Source organism: Emergencia sp. (assembly GCF_048465375.1).
GTDB lineage: Bacteria > Bacillota > Clostridia > Peptostreptococcales > Anaerovoracaceae > Senimuribacter.
The window spans coordinates 581,818-600,210 of record NZ_DBFWLQ010000024.1 but is presented as its reverse complement, the minus strand read 5'-3'; the positions used below and the strand labels follow the sequence as shown (position 1 = coordinate 600,210).

Below are 18,393 nucleotides of genomic sequence, written 5' to 3'. Positions count from 1 at the left end.
TATCAAGATCTGAAAATAATGATATCCTCCCCGATTTTTACGATGGATTCCCAGGGCAGCTGCATGGTATCGTGAGCGCTTGTAAATCTGCTCTTCCCTTGTAAATTAGGCACCAGCAGCGCTTTGATTTTCCCGTCACTTTCGTTAAATAGTATTTCTGCGTCCCAAAATGATCCGTGGCGGCTTCCTTTCGTCAAATCGATGACTTCTTTATCGCCAATTTCGCTTAATAGCATAAATCACACATCCTTTGCAAATAATATACGATGAAATCCAGCCAAATCACAGATTTGGGGATTTCCAGCATAAATTCTGTCTTGCAGCTCGCAAATACTCGCTGGACAGAATGTTATACTTAAATTTTACGATGAAAGGGCGAAAGATATGAGTGAAGAAAAAGAAAAAAAGAATACTGGCGAAGAAAAAGATACAGATTCTGTAGATTTAATCAAAGAGCTGGGGTTATTATCCACAGGGAGCACCTTTAAGAGTGACTTCCAGTATATCAACATCATCGGCAGCATCGAGGGGCATACAGCCCTTCCGACGGACAATAAGACAACAAAATATGAACATCTGATTCCCCAATTAGTGGCGGTAGAGGAAAACCCTGAAATTAAAGGACTGCTGCTGATTTTAAACACCGTCGGCGGTGATGTAGAAGCTGGATTGGCGCTGGCAGAACTGATTGCCTCGCTTTCAAAACCGACCGTAACACTGGTGATTGGAGGAGGCCACAGCATTGGCATCCCGCTTGCGGTTTCGGCAAATTACTCTTTTGTCGCAAAAACAGCAACCATGACCATGCATCCAATCAGAACCAGCGGCACGCTGATTACAGCAGATGCAACCTTTGAGTATATGAGAAAGACCCAGGACCGTGTAGTGAATTTTATTGTGGAACATTCCCAGGCTGCAAAGGCAGAGGTAGAAGCAAAAATGAACCAGACCGGCAATATGTCCAACGACGTAGGAACCGTTCTCTTCGGGCCTGATGCAGTAAAGATGGGACTGATTAATGAAATTGGCGGACTCAATGATGCGCTGGCAAAATTGAAAGAACTAGCAGATAATTAATAAAATAGAAAAATATGGTTGACATATTTTTACAAAAATGATATTCTATCCTCAGAGAAAGGAGGAAGAATATGGAAATAGTAAAAGTAGGCATTTATCACGATGACAGTCTCTTTGCCAAGGCGCTGGCCGTTGGACTTGCCAGAGAGAGCAGGTCGATTCAGTTTGTCCTGATGGATAACATGGATACAACAGAAGCACTGGATATGATTCTGTCATCGAGGGAAGACGTGCGCCCCAATGTTGTACAGCTGGTAAAGAGCCAGCAGCAGAAACAGGTAGAGGCAGCGCCTTACCGGCTTTACCAATATGAGGAGAGCCGCGCTTTGATAGATGACCTGCTTTTTATTTATTTTAAAATGACGGACAGAGTGTTGGAATACAGAGGAACCTGTCAATGCCGTCTCATCACATTTGCCTCTGATGCAGGAGGCAGCGGTACGACATTAACCTGTATTTCAACAGCAAAGATGCTCAACAGCATCTATGGCAGCAGACTTCTCTATCTGAATCTCTGCCCTATAGATGATTCGAAAAAATATTTTGTCACTGGTGACAAGATCGGTCTGCTAAAACTGTTGTACTATCTGGATACTGGGAGAGATTTTCCCTTAGAGAGCTTTATCACCAGAGAGGATGAGCTGGACTACATAAGCACCAACATCGTGAATGCCTGTTTTAACGATATCAAACCTGCACTCATGACCAGATTGGTAAAAAAGGTGGATGAGTTGGGCAAATACGACTATTTTTTCCTTGATATTGGCAGTTGTCTCAGCAGGGAGAATAAAAGAGTCTTAGAAAATTCCGACCTTGTCGTATTTGTGCATCGCTGGCAGAACGGAGAACCTGCTGTATATTACCAGCATATTTCCCAGGAAATCAAAAAGAAAGCAGGCGGAGCGAAGTCCCTGTTTATCAGAAATTTTGCTGGAGACGACTGGCATCAGGAAAACTGCGAAGAAATCTGGATATCCGAGGATCGGGAAGCGGTTCGTCTGGATGAAGATGGACAGAGGCTGAGAATAAATTTAGCCAGAAATTATGGAATTGAAATTGCGGCTATCGCAAAGAAAATCGTGGAGGAACTCTGAAGTGCGGCAGACAAATAAGAATATATTAGAGGAACAGATTCAATGTGTAAAAGATAAAATTCTGGCATTGAACGACAATTTACAGACCCTGGAAGCCATGGAACTGATTGAAGATACCGTCCTAGAAGGAGAGTATGATTTAGAACTTGAGGAGTACGAAGAGCTGATCAAAAAAGTGTACGCTAAGACTAGAAGCAAAATGGGAATGCTGGAAGCCTACATCAAAGATGAATCAATCAATGAAATCATGGTTAACGGGAAAGACCACTTTTTCTTTGAGGACAGCGAAGGAATCGGTTTTGTCTTCGATTGCTTTGACTCCACAGAGGAACTGGAAGAAATCATCAGAAATATTGCTGCTGGCGTACATCGGGAAATCAATGAGATGAATCCGATTCTTGATGCCAGGCTGCCAGATGGTTCCCGTGTCAATGCGGTTTACAAGAATGTCGCTGTCGGCGGACCGGTTTTGACTATACGGAAATTTGCCAAGGAGAGAATTACCATAGAAGAGATGATCAGCGGCGGAACCTTGACGAGAGAATGTGCCGATTTTCTCAAACTCCTAGTGGAGTGCGGTTATAACATCTTTGTCAGCGGAGGAACTTCTTCTGGCAAAACGACCTTTCTCAACGCATTATCTGACTACATACCGGGAGAGGAACGAGTTATCGTTATTGAAGATTCGACAGAACTGCAGCTGGACAAAATTGAAAATCTTGTACAGATGGAATGTCACAATGCCAATACCATGGGGCAGGGGCAGATTTCTATGGATATGCTGATTAAGACCAGCTTGCGGATGCGTCCTGACCGCATCATCGTCGGAGAAGTGAGAGGCAAAGAAGTAGCTGATATGCTGCAGGCTATGAATACTGGACATGACGGCAGCATGTCGACAGGTCACGGAAATTCTGTCACCGGCATGCTCAGACGTCTGGAAGCGATGTATCTGATGTCAGCACAGATTCCTATGGATGCCATCAGAGCGCAGATTGTGGAAGGCATCGACATCATGGTCCATCTGGGACGCCTGGAAAACGGTAAAAGAAGGGTGGTTGAGGTACAGGAACTGTTAGATTTTGAAAACGGAAAGTATGTACTCAATCCGCTATATTCTCTGGATAGCGATATGGAACTAGTTAGTACGGGAAAACGAATCTGCAGCAGAGGAAAACTCCTCCTGAAAGGAATGGAAGATGATTACAGATTATAGTGTCTATCAGCTCTCAAAAAAAGAGAGAATGCAATTTTCCATCCTGCTATTTTGCAGCGCGCTGGGAGCCAGCTATGTATTTTACGCTTCTTTTATTCCGCTGCTGTTATATCCCCTGGCGTACATGCGAGCAGAAAAAGCCTATTGCAATTATTTGGCCGACAGGCGAAAAAATGCACTGCTGCTTCAATTCAGAGATTTACTGTACAGCTTATCAGCTTCGTTGGCTACGGGCAGACATATGGAAGAGGCACTCCGAGAGTCAGAGGAAAATTTACTGGATATCTACGGCAGTGAGAGTGATCTTCTAGGTGAGATCAGAGATATGCTTCGAAAGATTAAAGAGACTGGGGATAGTGATTTGACAGTCATAGAGGATTTCGCCAGGAGAGCAGCCTTAGAAGATATTGAGGACTTCACGGAAGTTTTCAGAGCATGTAGAGAGACGGGAGGGAATTTAGTTGTGGCAGTGAACAAAGCGGCAGCTATCATAGGTGAAAAAATAAATATCGAAAGAGAGATAAAAACGATGGTCACGCAAAAAAAGTACGAGGGACGAATTATCACGATGATGCCAGTGGTCATTATTCTCTTCCTACAGATGATGTCACCTGATTATTTAGAAGTCATGTACACTACAGCTGCGGGCAGGATTCTCATGAGTCTGGCCCTCGGAGCAATCGTTTTTGCCTATTGGATGATTGAAAGGATAACCGACATTGAAGTCTGAATTGGAAATACAGGGAAAAGAATTTCTGAACTTCTGTAAAGAAAAGAAAAAAGTGACACTACTGGTTTTGGCAGCCGTATTGTTCCTTACAGGCATGCAGACGATCAGTTTCTTCAGCAGATCGGGAAGTTATATCACCGATGAAAAGGGGCGGGTAGTGGCCATTGCCAGAGAGAATATCGATAAAGGGTTATCAGTACCGATAAAAGTAAAGGCTATCAGAGGAAATTTGCAGGCAGAGCAAAGTTTGATATTGTCGCTTCCCGGCAAAACAGAATCTGGGAAGCAGAAAGAAAAACAGATTGATGAGGAAGAAGAATTGCTTTCACAAATTATATCCCTGACCAATGAAGTTGAATTAAGCGGAGCAGAAAATGTCCGCCTTCCCGACCGTTTAGCAGATGGAACACGCATCCTCTGGTATAGAGAAAAAACCAGACCTTCTTTTGTCACATTTTTGCTTTTCCCGCTGATGATGGTACTTCTCTATAGGGACAGCATACAGAAAAAACGCGACTCAGAAAAAAGGAAAACGGAGATCGTGCGGAAATCCCTGCCGGGATTCAATAATCAGCTGCTGCTTCTTTTGAACAGCGGATTGATTTTTCACGATGCTTTCATACGAATTGCGGAAGGATATGAAAGAAGAAAAGAAGAAAAGACTTATTTTACAGAGACGATTACAGAGATTAAGAAAAAAGCGGCCTTGGCAGGCAACAGTTTGGTCACGGTACTGGATGATTATGGTAAAAAACTCTCGATTAAAGAATTTACCAGAATTACAAATATCATAACCGATAATCAGTACAAGGGCGTAAACTTGTCGGAAAAGCTGGAAGCCGAAAGTGAAATTCTTTGGACAGAGAGAAAGAAAATTGCTGAAGAAAAAGGTCGTATTGCAGAAACAAAATTAACTTTTCCCCTAGCACTTTTACTTTTGGTATTGATTATGATTACGGCTGCGCCGGCTATCATGGAAATGTAGATGGGAGGAACAGAAATGTTGAAAAGTAAAAAAGGGATGGAACTGGTTCAGGTTGCAATATTAATTGCACTTGCAGTCGCCTTAGGCTTGATTTTTAAAACAGAGATTACGGAATTTGTCAACAACACCTTCAAAGGCCTCAATGGATGAGAGATGAATAAACGAGGTGATGAAATTGTTGAGGCCGCAATGGTACTGCCGATTTTGATTCTGACGATTTTGAGCCTGATCCTATTAATTGTTTACTATTTTGCCTGCCTCAATGTCCAAGTGGACTTGCACAGGCAGATGGTACAAGATGCGATGCATAGCAAGCCTATCTTTGAAATTAAAAATAAAAAAGAAGAAACCTCTTCAGAGATAGGCGGCGTCATCAGTATGATCATGAACAAGCAAATAGACGGTAAAATCTACATGATCAACGAAGCAGATATCATTCGGGCAGGAGACATGATGCAATGAGTGAGGGAATACAGTCCAAGAGGAAAAGAGGATCTGTGACTGTCTTTGTGATGATTTTTTTCGTGACGCTGGTTTCCATGATTTTCATTTTTATAGACGTTTCTAAGAAAATAGCAGTCGATGGTTCTACAGAGGCTTTGGCCAGCATCTGGGGGAATTCTATACTGGCAGAATATGATTTGAATTTACAGAAACGTTATAATATCTTTGGTTTTTATGGCTTTCCATCTGATGTCAACAAAAAACTGAATTTCTATGCCAAGGAATCTTTTGAAGAGAAAAAATACATAGACTATGAAGGCGCATCCTCTAGTCTGTATGCGTATTCCCTCGCTAACGCAGACGTGATGAAAAAGCAAATTGTAAAAGCAGGAAAACTGGCGGCGACAGAAAAGTTTATCAAGCCGTCAAAAGAGATTGAGGCAGCTTCAGAGTCAACATCAGCAGCTATTCGGAGTAAGCTAGTTTTGTCAAATCTGCCGTCAGCAGGATCGACAAAGGGGATAACGATAAGCAAAATTTCAGATATGCTGAAAGACGCAGACTCCTTCGGAGATGTGATGACGAAAGCCGGTGACGAACTCTTCGAGAATCAATATATCTTTGCCTATTTCAAGGATCGGTCCAATACAAGGGATTTGGGGAAAACTTTTTTTCAAAATGAAATTGAGTATATCATTTGTGGAAAGTCCTCTGATACGGCAAACGCCAACTCAATCAGAAATAAAATTATTACAGTACGGGAGGGACTTAATTTTGTCTATCTGAATAAAGATCCGCAGAAAAGTGCGGCAGCTTTGGCAGCCGCACAGCTCTTAACCCCTGGTCCTGCGGCTATCGCTACACAGAAAGCGCTGCTGGCGGCCTGGGCTCTGGCAGAGAGTGTCAATGACTACAAACTGCTAGTGAACAATCACAAAGTGCCTGTCATGAAAAACGAAGCCACCTGGGCCATTGATTTGGATTCAGTAATCTCTAATACAAGTGATGAATACGTATATACTGGAGTAGATCAGGGACAGACCTATGAAGATTTTCTCAGCCTCTTTATCTATGTGATGGATGAGAGAGTCCGCCTTTTGCGCATCATGGATCTGATACAGATTAACATGAAATATCTGTATTACAGTACCTTTCTGCTCAGGGAGTATAGTGCCGGTCTGCGCTTTCAAATGATGGTAAATGGAGTAGAACATGTTGTGGTCAAAGAATACTAAACAGGGCAGTTACATCGTGGAATCTGTCATTGTCGTGCCGATCTTTATCATGGCTGTAGTCATGCTGATGTCCATCGTGCCCATTATTGCCACCTGCGAGAATGTGAATTTTGCGGCAGCAGATGAGATCCATCTGGAATGCACAAAAAGCGCCTTTCGAAAGAATCCCGCTGCATTACCGGCAGCGTTACGGCATAGAATCTATCAGGAGAACGAGAAGGTCAATACCTATCGGACTGATTTTTATCGATATCTCTACAGGTCAGAAGGCATTGACGACTTGATTTCTTTCAGTTTTCAAGTGCAGTTTCAAGAGAAAAACCCTCTGGGTTTGTTCAGTTCTGTCAATTACCATGGGAGAATTACAGCCAGAGCTTTCAGCGGAAAATTGCAGAAACAAGCACCTTCTGAAAAGGGTGATTTTGAAGAGGAAAAAGAATCCCATATTGTCTATATCTTCCCCGAATGGGGAAAGCGATATCACAATAAAGGCTGTACATATGTCAGATCTAATTGTCAGATGGTATATCTCTCGCAGGATACGAAACGGAAGTATTCTGCTTGCAGATTGTGCCAGGCAAAGACTGCACAGGTGGGAAGCCCCGTGTTCTGTTTTCGTGTAAGCGGGGAAGTCTATCATCTTGCCGGCTGCAGAATGATTGATAAATATTATGTAGAAATTGAGAAAGAGGACGCAGAGAAGAAAGGGTATAGCCCTTGTTCCAAGTGTGGAGGTGCCTGAAATGACGGGAAACATCGAGTTAAAGTACGAGAAACATAAACTGGAGAATTACATTATGGATATGCTGACTCTGGAAACCTGTAAACTCTTTCTTCCTGCAGCTTTCATTCAGACGGAAGAAGATGTTATTGCCAGCTATCGGACAGAGGGATTTTGTAAATTATCAGCTTTAAAAGAATTTGAGACAGAAGATCTATTGAGTATTACAATATCTCTGCTGGAGGGCATCGATGATGCACAGCGTCACTATATTTTCCCTGATGAATATGTGATGAATGACGAAAGTATTTACGTACAGAGAGATCTACGTCAGATCAAGATGATCTTTATACCAGAAAAAGAGGAGCGTTTATTAAACGATAAGATTGCGGCTCTCTTGGAGTATTTGAAAGAAAAGGGAACTGAAGAGGGCAGAGAGTACATTGAGGATGCGATTGCATTTGTCAGGCAGAATACATTCGGCAGCAAAGCAGTCATCCACCATTTGCAGACACTGCGCAAGGAGGCATACCTCTGCGGCGTGAAATGATTTATTTTATGTACTTTTAATTATTTTAAAAGAGCCTGTTACAAGACGAAACAGGCTCTTCAATCAGCTTATCTAAAATTTCTTTTTTCAGCTTTTTTCTTATCTCTGCAAGCTTTGCATCTCTTTGGCTCGTTGTCGAAGCCTTTTTCTTTGTAGAACTCTTGCTCGCCTACAGTGAAAGTGAATTCACATCCACAATCCTGACAGATTAAAGTCTTGTCTTCCATCGTGCATCCTCCTATGAATATTTATATTAATGTAATGAAAATCGATATTCATAACAGGAAACTCGACTGATTAAATTAATATGGCTTTATTATAACTTTTTTTCGAGAAGATGTCTACTTTTTTCTTTGGCGCATATGCTTAAATAAAAGAATTTTGGAGGCATCAAAGTGAATAGAAGAAGAATTAGAAAGTACAGAAACCAGAGAAAAAATTCTGGGATGAAATTCTTAGGCATTATTGGTATAATGATGATAGCGGTAATTTGCGGATACCTGACAGCTCGTTTCGTTATTGCCCCGCTCTTGGGCTATGATACGGAAGTTCTTAAGCTGGATCTCCCATCAAAATTGACAGCGGCACTGGATAGAGATGACGATGGGACCGACGATGAGGACACCAATGTGGCGGACGAGTCTAAGAATACATCTCAGGCACAAAAAGACGACGATGAGGGCGATGGTAAAGATGAGGACAGCGATCGTTCTGAAGGCGAGGACAAGGGTTATGCTCTTCAGTTCGGCCTTTTCAGCACAGAGGCGAAGGCGGAAGAACTTGTTTCCAAGCTAGAGGATGAAGGTATTGACTCGAAGATTAAGGAAATCGACGGGAAATACAAGGTCATCAGTCCCATTGTAAGTACCAAAGACGAAGCAGTAGAGAAACTGAAGAACACAGATTCTAAAGAGGTGTCAGATGTATTCATAACCGTGATCAAATAAAAAATGTAACAAGAAAGAGGACCATACATGATACCACTATCAACGCGGATGAGACCGGATAACCTGGAAGATTTTGTCGGACAAGAACATTTTATGTATAAAGGATCTTTGCTCTATAATGCCATAAAGAATAAAACTTTTGATTCAGCTATTTTTTTCGGACCATCAGGAACGGGAAAGACCACTCTTGCGCGAATCATCGCCCAAGAGATGGACAGCAGTTTTACGGAAATTAACGCATCAACGACGGGAACAAAGGAATTAAAGGAGCTGATCGAGGGTGCTAAACTGCGATTTTATGGTTTAGAAAACAGGACGACCTATGTATATATCGATGAGTTTCACCGGTGGAACAAACTGCAGCAGGATTCTCTCCTAAAAGCACTGGAAGAAGGAGTAATTAAATTTATCGGCAGCACTACAGAAAATCCATATTTTGCTATCAATAATGCTGTACTCAGCAGGGTAAGGAATATCTATGAATTTAAGCGGCTGGACAGCGACAATATCAAAAAAATGCTTCTCCGCGCACTGACCGATACAGAAAAAGGTTTCGGCAATTTACATATCAAGTATGAGGAAGAGGCGTTGGATATTTTGGCCAATCTGGCTAATGGCGACGGCAGAGTATCCCTGGATACCCTTGGTTTTATTATTGATAACTTGGATTTATCAGAGACCATGACCAAAGAAATGGTTGCAGAGGCAATGCAGCGAAAGATCGGGTTTTATGATAAGGGAGATGACAGATACAATCTGCTGTCCGCTTTGCAGAAGTCAGTCCGCGGCAGTGATCCTGATGCAGCTATTCACTATTTTGCCAGGCTCGTCGACGGCGGTGCAGATATACAGATGCTGGGAAGAAGACTCTTGGTCATGGCCAGTGAAGATATCGGCATGGCTTATCCGTCAGCAATCTCCATTGTTACGTCTTGTGTACAAGCTGCGTTAATGGTGGGGTATCCAGAAGCGTCTATCAACTTGGCACAGGCCGTGATCCTCCTAGCTTCAGCACCGAAGTCAAATGCTACCTTCATGGCCTATCAAAAGGCATCTGAGGATCTCAGGACAAGAAAAATTGACGATGTGCCAGACCATCTCAAGGATGCACATTACAAAGGGGCGAAGGAGATGGGATTGGGCAGCGATTACAAATATCCCCACGCCTATGGGGGATACGTGCAGCAGCAGTATCTGCCGGACAACCTGTACCGCGAAAAGATAAAATACTATGAACCGACTTCCAATGGATCAGAAGGTTCGTTTAAAAAATTCTTAGAAAGTTTAGAGGAAAAGTATGGCAGAAATCATTAGAGCTGAGAACTCGGGATTCTGTTTCGGCGTGAAACAGGCGATTGAAAAAACGGAACTACAGATTCGAAATAATAAAGGGAAAAAAATCTACACATGCGGACCATTGATTCACAACCAGTTCGTCATAGACAATTTGGCGGATCAGGGGGTTGGCATCATCTATCAGCCAGAAGAAGCAGAAGAAGGAGATATCGTCATCGTCAGATCTCACGGAGAGACAAAGGCATTTTTTTATCGTGCGACGGAAAGGGGTCTTTGTGTAATCGACGCAACCTGTCCCTTTGTCAACCGAATTCACCAACTGGTACATGAAGCATATCAGCAGGGGAAACAAATTGTAATCATTGGAGACGAGAATCACCCGGAAGTGACGGGCATCAACGGTTGGTGTGAGAATACTGCTCTGATTGTCAATTCAAAAGAGGAGGCAGAGACGATCCGGGAGGGAAATCTTTTTCTCGTCTGCCAGACTACCATAAAAAAAGAACTGCTCGATGATATTATTTCAGTTATCGAATCGAAAAATTTTACAATGGAAATCAACAATACCATCTGCAATGCGACAAAAGAACGCCAGCAGTCCTGCGAAGCGTTGTCAAAAAAAGTGGATGCGATGGTCATCGTCGGAGGGAAAAATAGTTCCAACACGAGAAAATTGTACGAAATTTCCAAAAAAAACTGCAATAATTCCTTTTTTATTGAAAATATTAAAGATTTACCATTGAAACAATTGCGAAAATGTAATAAAATAGGAGTTGCAGCAGGTGCCTCAACACCTGAATGCGTAATTAAGGAGGTTATTGCTAACATGAGTGAAATGATCACTAACGAAAAAAATTCAATGGAAGATTTCATGGATGAAATCGACGCGTCTTTAAGACTACCTCGCACTGGCGAAATCGTTGACGGTAAAGTACATCAAGTAACTGACAGAGAAGTCATCGTGAATATGGGTTGCAAAAAGGACGGAATTCTTCCTGTGGAAGAAATTACTTTAGAGGAAGGACAGAAACTGACTGATTTATTTAAAGAGGGCGATGAGATCCAGGCAAAGGTTATCAAGACTGATGACGGAGATGGTGGAATCTTACTTTCAAAGAAAAAGCTAGAAATTAATGAGCATTGGAATGAAATTAATGAAGCTCTTGAAAATAAAACGATCATAACTGTAAAAGTTGTCAAGCAGGTAAATGGCGGCGTTATTGCAGCTTATAAGGAAGTCACTGGCTTTATTCCTCTGTCACAGCTGTCAGATAAGTTTGTAGAAAACGCTGACGAATTTATGGGACAGACTTTGGACGTCAAAGTTACCAGAGTTGACCAGAAGAGAGGAAGAGCTGTATTCTCACACAAAATTGTTCTTAACGAAGAGAAGCAGAAGAAGATTGCTGCAATCTGGGAAGGCCTTCACGTAGATGACATCGTAGAAGGTACAGTAATGAGATTCACAGATTACGGTGCTTTTGTTGATTTGGGCGGAATCGACGGACTGTTACATATCTCAGAAATTTCATGGGGTAAGCTGAAGCATCCTCAGGAAGTTCTTCAGATTGGAGATACTGTAAAGGTCAAGATTCTTTCTATGAACGAAGAAAAAGGCAAGATTTCACTGGGTCTGAAACAGACAATTCCAGAACCATGGTCCGTTATCGACGAAAAGTACGAAGTCGGACAGGTTGTAAGTGGAAAAGTTGTTCAGATTAAGGAATACGGTGCATTCGTTGAACTTGAGCCAGGCTTAGACGGACTTGTCCATATTTCAGAAGTTGCTCACAAGAGAGTGACCAACATCGCTGACGAACTTTCCATCGGCCAGGAAGTAGCGGCTAAGATTTTGGAAATCGATAGAGAGAGAAAGAGAATCAGCCTGAGCATCAAAGAAACTTTAGACGCAGCAGATGAAACTGTTTCTGAAGAACCTGCAGAAGATGCTGAATAATTAGAAGGATAAATACGCAGAATGTTAAGACATCTGCGTATTTTTATGTGCCCTGTCTTGCAGGGACACAGTGAAAAGGAGAGGGAAAAATTGAATCATGAGAAGTTAGGCGCAGGAAAGATTATTTCGATATCTTTAATGTTGTTTGCCATGTTTTTTGGTGCGGGAAATATGATTTTTCCACCGATGCTTGGATATCTGGGCGGTGAAAACTTCTTTCAGGGTACGCTGGGGTTTGTCGTTACAGACGCGGGGTTGTCCATATTGGGCATTGCGGCTATTGTATTGGTGGGAACGAAGCTTGATGATTTAGCAGGATTGGTAGGACCTAAATTTTCTATATTTGTAGGGATGACCATCTATCTTCTGATCGGACCACTGTTTGCTTTGCCGCGGACGGGAACCGTATCATACGAAATTGCAGCAATTCCGTTTTTGGGAGAAAATACCGGCATTGTTCCATCAGTTATCTTTACGGCGCTGTTTTTCGGCATCACCTATATTTTATGTCTGAATCCGAGTCGGATTGTAGATATCGTGGGCAAAGTGCTGACACCGGTTTTGCTCATTTCTATTGCAGTGATCTTTGTAGTAAGCGTTATCAGTCCAGTAGGAGAAATCGGTTCACCAAAGGGAGAATACGCTGAAATGCCGTTTTTTAAAGGTATGGTGGAAGGCTATCTCGCATTGGACGGGTTAGCCGCCCTGGCTTTCGCTATCGTGGTCATCAACGCGATCCGGGATATGGGGGTTACCCAGTCAAAGAGCATCGTGCGGTACACTTTGATGGCTGGTGTTTTGGCAGGAATCGGCTTGGGCGTCGTCTATCTGGCGTTAGGTTTCGTAGGAGCGCAGACCTCTATGGAGGATACAACCTATGGCAATGGGGGACAAGTTTTGGCCTCTGTGGTCTATCGACTTTTAGGTGTTGGCGGCAATGCGGTTTTGGGATTGGCTGTCATGTTGGCATGCCTGACCACTTCCATCGGCCTGGCCACCTCGTTTTCAGATTACTTTCACGAGATATTTCCCCGGATTTCCTATAAGGCTATTTTGACAGGTGTCTGTGTTTTCAGCTTTGCAATATCCAATGTAGGACTGACTACGATGATTACCTTTACCCTGCCAGCCCTGGTCATGGTATATCCGCCGGCCATAACCTTGGTGCTTCTTTCTTTTGCGAAAAAAATCATCGGTAAAAAGCATGAAGCATATGCACTTGGAATGCTTTTCGCATTTATCATCGGAATCTTTGATGGCCTGAAGACAGCAGGTATCGATACGGGTGCACTGGGGGCTTTAGCAGCCAGGCTGCCATTTTTTGATCTGGGCATCGGTTGGATTTTACCAGCCATTGCAGGATGTATCATCGGCATGCTGCCCTTTGTAAATTTTCTATCAAAACATGAGGAGGCAAAGAAACCAGTACCCGTAAATATTAAGTAATCGTTACAGAGAGCCGTCCTAAGGCAAAGGGCGGCTTTTTAATTTCCAAAGATGGAAGTAACAACCGATTGTAAGTTGGGACTGAATCTAGTATAATGGTTTCACAATCTTACGACTTCGCCGCAAGGAAGAAACCATTGAATCAGGTGCTTCGATTATATTTTTGAAGGAATGCACATGGTATAATGAACGCAAAGGTTGAAACGGCGTTGCCGAGAGGAAACGTTCATTGAATCACAATTTTCGATTGTATTATTAATGGTATAATTGTGGTATAATGCACGCAAAGGTTGAAACGGCGTTTATTTAAGTCCTGCTCTATTGGACTAGGGAGAGGAGGAATATCATGGAAAATCAATTAATACAACAATTTATGGACTATCTAGACTGTTATTGTGAGGTGCTTGCACCGATGCCAGATGATGATGAAATAAAAGAGCGTTATCTGCAGAAGTTAGAAGAGGGGCGAAAAGATGGCTTTTTCCCAATTTTGATAACGCCTGATGATACCCTTTGGGAGTGCCTGCTGATGAACAGCGACTCAGAGAATCAGTTAGGGGCAGATGAGACGGTTCATCATGATACTGTCAACGCCTACCGAAAAAAGGCACTGGATTTCACATTACCTGATGGCAGGCAATGTGTCGATGGAATGATTAACGAAAGGAAAGAAGAGGCTGAGGAAGATGGCTTTGATTGGGAAGAAGAGGTCATGGGAGAGTTTGCCGGCGGCGAACCTCTGAATCAATTCCTCTCCTATTGGAACTACGAGACAAGATTGACGGAACCTGTTATTCTGGCTTGTATCCCTGTGAATCATCCCTGGGAGATATTTGCCTACCTGCCTTTTGGAGGATGGAATGAATGCCCGGATACATTAGAACTGATGGCTGTGGCAAAGCATTGGTATGAAGCCTATGGTGCGATACCGGCGGCTCTGAGTCATGATCAGCTGGAATTTTACATTGAAGAAGCTGTGGATAGGGAAGAGGCTGAAAAACTTGCCCTGGAACAGTATGCGTTTTGCCCAGACAGGGTAGATCAGTGTGGAGAAAGCTGCACCATTGGTGAGCTGGCAGACTGTCTGACAAAATCCACTATTTGGTATTTTTGGTGGGACTGAATATACAAAATGGAAAAATCTAAAAATACAGCACCCGGAGGAATAATAATGGAGCAGAAACTATTAGAACAATTGAACCTATGGCATGAGAAGGATGATTACCAGAAAATTATCGACACCATTGAAACTATGGAAGAGCACGACTATGATTCTATCTGCCATCTGGCAAGAGCATATAATAACCGTGGCGAAATAGGTGATTATGATAGAGCCATTGAACTTTTACAGATGGTGAGTGATATGGGACAGGAGGACCCTCTTTGGCATTTCCGAATGGGTTATGCCTGCTATTTTGCCAATCGATTTGATGAAGCTGCCGATGCTTTCCAGCACAGTCTGGAACTTGCGCCAGGTGATGAAGACGCACAGTATTTTTTGAACATATCAAAGGAAGAAATGCTCCGTGAACAGGGAATCAATCAGGACGAGTATGAACCAGAGATGTACACAGAAGAAGAGATGGATGCTATAGAAGAACATATCACGAAAAATTTGGGGGATTATGATAGTGTATATCACGAAATCATTTCTCCCGATATCCATGTGGATGTCTGCATGATACCGCCGTCAAAAGAACGGAATTATCATGTTTTGGTAACCATGGGAATGGGCGCACATTTTATGAATGTGCCAGAGGAATTGGTTGAATACAAGTTAGAGCGGGCAGAACTGGCAATCTGTCTGCCTGCGGACTGGAACTTACAAAGTGACGAAGAAAGATGGTATTGGCCGATTAGAATGCTGAAAGTTTTGGCGCGGCTGCCAATATCTGAAGATACCTGGCTTGGATGGGGGCACACTGTCGATAATGGGGCTCCCTTTGATGAAAGCACGAAACTCAGTGGATGCATGTTGATTAATCCGGTTAATTTTGAAGAATCTGCCAATATCTGCACTATGCCTGATGACAGTGAAGTGAATTTTTATCAAGTCATTCCCCTCTATGATGAAGAAATGGCATATAAAATGGAACATAATGCAGAGGAACTGCTAAACTTGATGGACGACGATGTTTTAATCATCAATCCAAATAGAATTAATTATTGTAAAAAAACATTATTAAATTAAAAATTCCTATTAATACCTTTCATATTTTTCGTGCAAAATTAGATAATAACATTAGAAAAAAGAAAGGAGCTTAAAAATGAAAAAGACCAGATTTTTTCTAATGGCTTTATTACTAGTGACAGTTTTAGTATTCACAAGCTGCGGAAGCAAAGATGCCAATACTGACGGTATTCCGGACGACAAACAAAATAGTGTCGGCCAGGATATTAAAGATGGCGCAGATGATGTGAAAGACGGTGTTGAGGATCTCGGTGACGACATCGAGAATGGTGCCCGTGATGCAGCCGATGACATCAAAGACGGCGTTGATAACAACAAAAATGACAATAACGTCAAAAATAATGTCAATAACAATGGCGACGTCAGCAAGAATACAGCAGATAATGGAACCAAGTCAACCTTATAGTAATAATTTCATGGAAGCTGTCTCAAGTGCGAAGACGGCGCAAAACGCAGGCAGATTTTGTCTGCGTTTTTTCATCTATTAATTCTTGTGGTAAATCTGGCCATTTTAGTTTACAATAGAGATATGAGAAAGAAAAAAACAAAGATAAAAAATGAGAAAGCAATAGGCGTATTAGACAAGAACAAAGCGGGGTTTGGCTTTGTAAGGCAGGAAGAAGGGGGAGACATATTTATTGCGAAGAGCAACTTGGCAGGCGCTATGCATGGCGATACTGTAGAAGTTGATCTGCTGCCAAAATACCTGTGGGTGAGAAATAAGGAAGGCATCATCGACAAGGTAATAGAAAGAGCAAATACGGAAGTCGTGGGAACATTTCAGCGAAACAAAAGATTTGGATTTGTGATTCCTGACGACAAAAGAAATACAGATGATGTATTTGTGAAAAAATCAGATTTTAGAAATGCCCAAAATGGAGATAAGGTTGTCGCAAAGATTACCAAGTATCCAGAGAAAAATATCAGTGCGGAAGGCAAAATTACCGAAGTGATTTCACGGCTTGGAGAAAGTGGAGGAGAAATCAAATCTTTGATTCGCGCCCACGGACTCTTTGAGACCTTTCCCAGCAGAGTGAATGCAGAAGCGAAGGCGAGGTCAAAGGAGGCCATCACAGAGGAAGAAATTGAAAAACGCAGGGATCTGCGAGATAAGACGATCATCACCATAGACGGAGCTTCGGCTAAGGATTTAGATGACGGCGTATCAGTAGAAAAACTGCAGAATGGTAACTTTCTGTTAGGCGTTCATATAGCGGATGTCAGCCATTATGTCAAAGCGGACGGATATTTAGACAGAGAGGCACTTAAACGCGGTAACAGCGTTTATCTGATCTCCAGAGTAGTCCCTATGCTGCCCAAGGTATTGTCTAATGGAATCTGCAGTTTAAATCCGCAGGTTGACCGGCTGACTTTGACTTGTGAAATGGAGATTGATAGGGATGGAATCGTTGTCAATCATGAGATTTATGAGAGCATTATAAACTCCAAAGCGAGAATGGTTTATGATGACGTTTCCGATATTTTAGAAAAAGAAGATCGAGCGCTGATTGAAAAATACGCTTCCATCTACGAGGATCTGCTATTGATGGAGAAATTAGCAGAGATTCTCAGAGAGAAGAGGAAAGAGAAGGGGAGCCTCGATTTTGACTTTGATGAGGCAGAGATTCTCTTAGACAGTGATGAAATTCCGATAGAAATCGGCATTGAAGAACGGCGTACAGCGAATAGACTCATAGAAGAATTCATGCTGGCTGCCAATCAGACTGTAGCAGAACATTTCTACTGGATGGAGTATCCTTTTGTCTACCGCGTCCACGAGAAACCAGACACAGAGAAAATCGTAGAACTGAAAGCTTTTTTGGCCGGATTTGGAATTAACCTGACCGGAAATCCTGATAACATTCATCCTCGGCTGCTCAACGAAATCTTGCAGCGGATAGAGGGAAAACCTTATGAGAATATTGTCAGCACAGTGATGCTCAGATCGATGAAAAAGGCCTTTTACAGCACTGAATGTGCAGGACATTTTGGTCTGGCATTTACCTATTACTGTCATTTCACTTCCCCAATCAGGCGTTATCCGGATCTGATGATTCATCGGATTATCAAGGCATCTATCAATGGTGAGACTACGGAAAAGCTTTTGAAGAAGTTCAGAAAGGATGCAGAAATTGCAGCAGATACCGCGTCGTTGACAGAGAGGACAGCCCAGGAGATGGAACGAGAAGTGGAGAAAATGAAGAAAGCGCAGTTTATGCAGAGCAAAGTGGGAGAAATTTTCGAGGGCATTATCAGCGGAGTGACAAACTTCGGCATTTATGTGCAATTACCGAACACCATAGAAGGCATGGTCAGATTGGACAGCCTGAAAGACGATTTCTATGATTACGAAGAAGGAAAGTATCGAGTCATTGGCAGGCAGACACGCAAAATCTATGCTTTGGGAGATAGAGTAAAGATCGTAGTGCTGGGAGCCAGTCCGCAAGAGAGACAGATTGACTTTGCCATGATAAAAGAATAGGATACTACAAAGGACTGCCATA

The 18,393-nt window shown here is 42.5% G+C and carries 20 protein-coding genes; 18 read left to right on the top strand and 2 right to left on the bottom strand.

The window, feature by feature from the left end:
- Window positions 1-2: 2 nt before the first annotated feature.
- The gene (locus ACMQ5W_RS18050) at window positions 3-236 is read right to left on the bottom strand and encodes a YlmC/YmxH family sporulation protein (RefSeq protein ID WP_148491799.1); all 234 of its coding nucleotides are present in this window, start codon (window positions 234-236) and stop codon (window positions 3-5) included.
- A gap of 148 nt (window positions 237-384) precedes the next feature.
- Between ACMQ5W_RS18050 and ACMQ5W_RS18045 the strand changes: the two genes are divergently transcribed.
- The 10 genes from ACMQ5W_RS18045 (at window position 385) to ACMQ5W_RS18000 (ending at window position 8,052) form a co-directional block, all read left to right on the top strand.
- Entirely contained in the window at window positions 385-1,077 is a 693-nt protein-coding gene (locus tag ACMQ5W_RS18045) for a ClpP family protease (RefSeq protein ID WP_148491800.1), read from the top strand.
- Window positions 1,078-1,148: 71 nt separating this feature from the next.
- Window positions 1,149-2,171, top strand: coding sequence for a hypothetical protein (locus tag ACMQ5W_RS18040; RefSeq protein WP_419026356.1), 1,023 nt, complete (start codon window positions 1,149-1,151; stop codon window positions 2,169-2,171).
- Window position 2,172: 1 nt separating this feature from the next.
- On the top strand, window positions 2,173-3,387 hold the full coding sequence (locus ACMQ5W_RS18035) for a CpaF family protein (RefSeq protein WP_419026355.1): 1,215 nt from the start codon (window positions 2,173-2,175) through the stop codon (window positions 3,385-3,387).
- Entirely contained in the window at window positions 3,371-4,117 is a 747-nt protein-coding gene (locus ACMQ5W_RS18030; RefSeq protein ID WP_419026354.1) for a type II secretion system F family protein, read from the top strand. The genes ACMQ5W_RS18035 and ACMQ5W_RS18030 overlap by 17 nt, the downstream gene beginning before the upstream one ends.
- Complete coding sequence (locus ACMQ5W_RS18025; protein ID WP_419026353.1) at window positions 4,107-5,102, top strand: type II secretion system F family protein; 996 nt, start codon at window positions 4,107-4,109, stop codon at window positions 5,100-5,102. Before ACMQ5W_RS18030 ends, ACMQ5W_RS18025 begins: the two co-directional genes overlap by 11 nt.
- Window positions 5,103-5,117: 15 nt before the next feature.
- On the top strand, window positions 5,118-5,252 hold the full coding sequence (locus tag ACMQ5W_RS18020; protein ID WP_419026352.1) for a Flp1 family type IVb pilin: 135 nt from the start codon (window positions 5,118-5,120) through the stop codon (window positions 5,250-5,252).
- Window positions 5,253-5,255: 3 nt separating this feature from the next.
- A complete protein-coding gene (locus tag ACMQ5W_RS18015) occupies window positions 5,256-5,564 on the top strand; it encodes a hypothetical protein (RefSeq protein WP_419026351.1) in 309 nt (102 codons plus the stop codon).
- Complete coding sequence (locus ACMQ5W_RS18010; RefSeq protein WP_419026350.1) at window positions 5,561-6,781, top strand: DUF5702 domain-containing protein; 1,221 nt, start codon at window positions 5,561-5,563, stop codon at window positions 6,779-6,781. The genes ACMQ5W_RS18015 and ACMQ5W_RS18010 overlap by 4 nt, the downstream gene beginning before the upstream one ends.
- The gene (locus tag ACMQ5W_RS18005; RefSeq protein WP_148491809.1) at window positions 6,759-7,523 is read left to right on the top strand and encodes a hypothetical protein; all 765 of its coding nucleotides are present in this window, start codon (window positions 6,759-6,761) and stop codon (window positions 7,521-7,523) included. The genes ACMQ5W_RS18010 and ACMQ5W_RS18005 overlap by 23 nt, the downstream gene beginning before the upstream one ends.
- 1 nt (window position 7,524) lies before the next feature.
- Window positions 7,525-8,052 carry a DUF6382 domain-containing protein gene (locus ACMQ5W_RS18000; RefSeq protein ID WP_419026349.1) on the top strand — a complete coding sequence of 176 codons (528 nt, stop codon included), beginning with the start codon at window positions 7,525-7,527 and terminating at the stop codon, window positions 8,050-8,052.
- A gap of 68 nt (window positions 8,053-8,120) precedes the next feature.
- Here ACMQ5W_RS18000 and ACMQ5W_RS17995 read toward each other — a convergent pair whose 3' ends face one another.
- Complete coding sequence (locus ACMQ5W_RS17995) at window positions 8,121-8,279, bottom strand: zinc-ribbon domain-containing protein (protein WP_419026348.1); 159 nt, start codon at window positions 8,277-8,279, stop codon at window positions 8,121-8,123.
- A 168-nt stretch (window positions 8,280-8,447) separates the two neighbouring features.
- On the opposite strand from ACMQ5W_RS17995, the gene ACMQ5W_RS17990 reads away from it, so the two are divergent.
- The 8 genes from ACMQ5W_RS17990 (at window position 8,448) to rnr (ending at window position 18,371) form a co-directional block, all read left to right on the top strand.
- On the top strand, window positions 8,448-8,999 hold the full coding sequence (locus ACMQ5W_RS17990) for an SPOR domain-containing protein (RefSeq protein WP_419026347.1): 552 nt from the start codon (window positions 8,448-8,450) through the stop codon (window positions 8,997-8,999).
- Window positions 9,000-9,026: 27 nt separating this feature from the next.
- The gene (locus tag ACMQ5W_RS17985) at window positions 9,027-10,313 is read left to right on the top strand and encodes a replication-associated recombination protein A (protein WP_419026346.1); all 1,287 of its coding nucleotides are present in this window, start codon (window positions 9,027-9,029) and stop codon (window positions 10,311-10,313) included.
- Complete coding sequence (locus ACMQ5W_RS17980) at window positions 10,297-12,252, top strand: bifunctional 4-hydroxy-3-methylbut-2-enyl diphosphate reductase/30S ribosomal protein S1 (protein ID WP_419026345.1); 1,956 nt, start codon at window positions 10,297-10,299, stop codon at window positions 12,250-12,252. The genes ACMQ5W_RS17985 and ACMQ5W_RS17980 overlap by 17 nt, the downstream gene beginning before the upstream one ends.
- Before the next feature lie 90 nt (window positions 12,253-12,342).
- Window positions 12,343-13,698: a branched-chain amino acid transport system II carrier protein gene (gene brnQ, locus ACMQ5W_RS17975; protein ID WP_419026344.1), complete on the top strand. Its 1,356-nt coding sequence runs from the start codon at window positions 12,343-12,345 to the stop codon at window positions 13,696-13,698.
- 346 nt (window positions 13,699-14,044) lie between these two features.
- Entirely contained in the window at window positions 14,045-14,821 is a 777-nt protein-coding gene (locus tag ACMQ5W_RS17970; RefSeq protein ID WP_419026343.1) for a DUF4253 domain-containing protein, read from the top strand.
- A 48-nt stretch (window positions 14,822-14,869) separates the two neighbouring features.
- Complete coding sequence (locus ACMQ5W_RS17965) at window positions 14,870-15,889, top strand: suppressor of fused domain protein (protein ID WP_419026342.1); 1,020 nt, start codon at window positions 14,870-14,872, stop codon at window positions 15,887-15,889.
- 76 nt (window positions 15,890-15,965) lie between these two features.
- On the top strand, window positions 15,966-16,295 hold the full coding sequence (locus ACMQ5W_RS17960; protein WP_419026341.1) for a hypothetical protein: 330 nt from the start codon (window positions 15,966-15,968) through the stop codon (window positions 16,293-16,295).
- A 123-nt stretch (window positions 16,296-16,418) separates the two neighbouring features.
- Window positions 16,419-18,371 (top strand): ribonuclease R, encoded by a 1,953-nt coding sequence (gene rnr, locus ACMQ5W_RS17955; protein ID WP_419026340.1) that lies wholly within the window; start codon window positions 16,419-16,421, stop codon window positions 18,369-18,371.
- The last annotated feature ends 22 nt before the right edge of the window (window positions 18,372-18,393 follow it).

Coding starts and splice junctions, on each gene's coding strand:
- ACMQ5W_RS18050 (WP_148491799.1), bottom strand. CDS start 236: ATGCTATTAAGCGAAATTGGCGATAAAGAAGTCATCGATTTGACGAAA.
- ACMQ5W_RS18045 (WP_148491800.1), top strand. CDS start 385: ATGAGTGAAGAAAAAGAAAAAAAGAATACTGGCGAAGAAAAAGATACA.
- ACMQ5W_RS18040 (WP_419026356.1), top strand. CDS start 1,149: ATGGAAATAGTAAAAGTAGGCATTTATCACGATGACAGTCTCTTTGCC.
- ACMQ5W_RS18030 (WP_419026354.1), top strand. CDS start 3,371: ATGATTACAGATTATAGTGTCTATCAGCTCTCAAAAAAAGAGAGAATG.
- ACMQ5W_RS18020 (WP_419026352.1), top strand. CDS start 5,118: ATGTTGAAAAGTAAAAAAGGGATGGAACTGGTTCAGGTTGCAATATTA.
- ACMQ5W_RS18015 (WP_419026351.1), top strand. CDS start 5,256: ATGAATAAACGAGGTGATGAAATTGTTGAGGCCGCAATGGTACTGCCG.
- ACMQ5W_RS18010 (WP_419026350.1), top strand. CDS start 5,561: ATGAGTGAGGGAATACAGTCCAAGAGGAAAAGAGGATCTGTGACTGTC.
- ACMQ5W_RS18005 (WP_148491809.1), top strand. CDS start 6,759: ATGTTGTGGTCAAAGAATACTAAACAGGGCAGTTACATCGTGGAATCT.
- ACMQ5W_RS18000 (WP_419026349.1), top strand. CDS start 7,525: ATGACGGGAAACATCGAGTTAAAGTACGAGAAACATAAACTGGAGAAT.
- ACMQ5W_RS17995 (WP_419026348.1), bottom strand. CDS start 8,279: ATGGAAGACAAGACTTTAATCTGTCAGGATTGTGGATGTGAATTCACT.
- ACMQ5W_RS17985 (WP_419026346.1), top strand. CDS start 9,027: ATGATACCACTATCAACGCGGATGAGACCGGATAACCTGGAAGATTTT.
- ACMQ5W_RS17980 (WP_419026345.1), top strand. CDS start 10,297: ATGGCAGAAATCATTAGAGCTGAGAACTCGGGATTCTGTTTCGGCGTG.
- ACMQ5W_RS17970 (WP_419026343.1), top strand. CDS start 14,045: ATGGAAAATCAATTAATACAACAATTTATGGACTATCTAGACTGTTAT.
- ACMQ5W_RS17965 (WP_419026342.1), top strand. CDS start 14,870: ATGGAGCAGAAACTATTAGAACAATTGAACCTATGGCATGAGAAGGAT.
- ACMQ5W_RS17960 (WP_419026341.1), top strand. CDS start 15,966: ATGAAAAAGACCAGATTTTTTCTAATGGCTTTATTACTAGTGACAGTT.
- rnr (WP_419026340.1), top strand. CDS start 16,419: ATGAGAAAGAAAAAAACAAAGATAAAAAATGAGAAAGCAATAGGCGTA.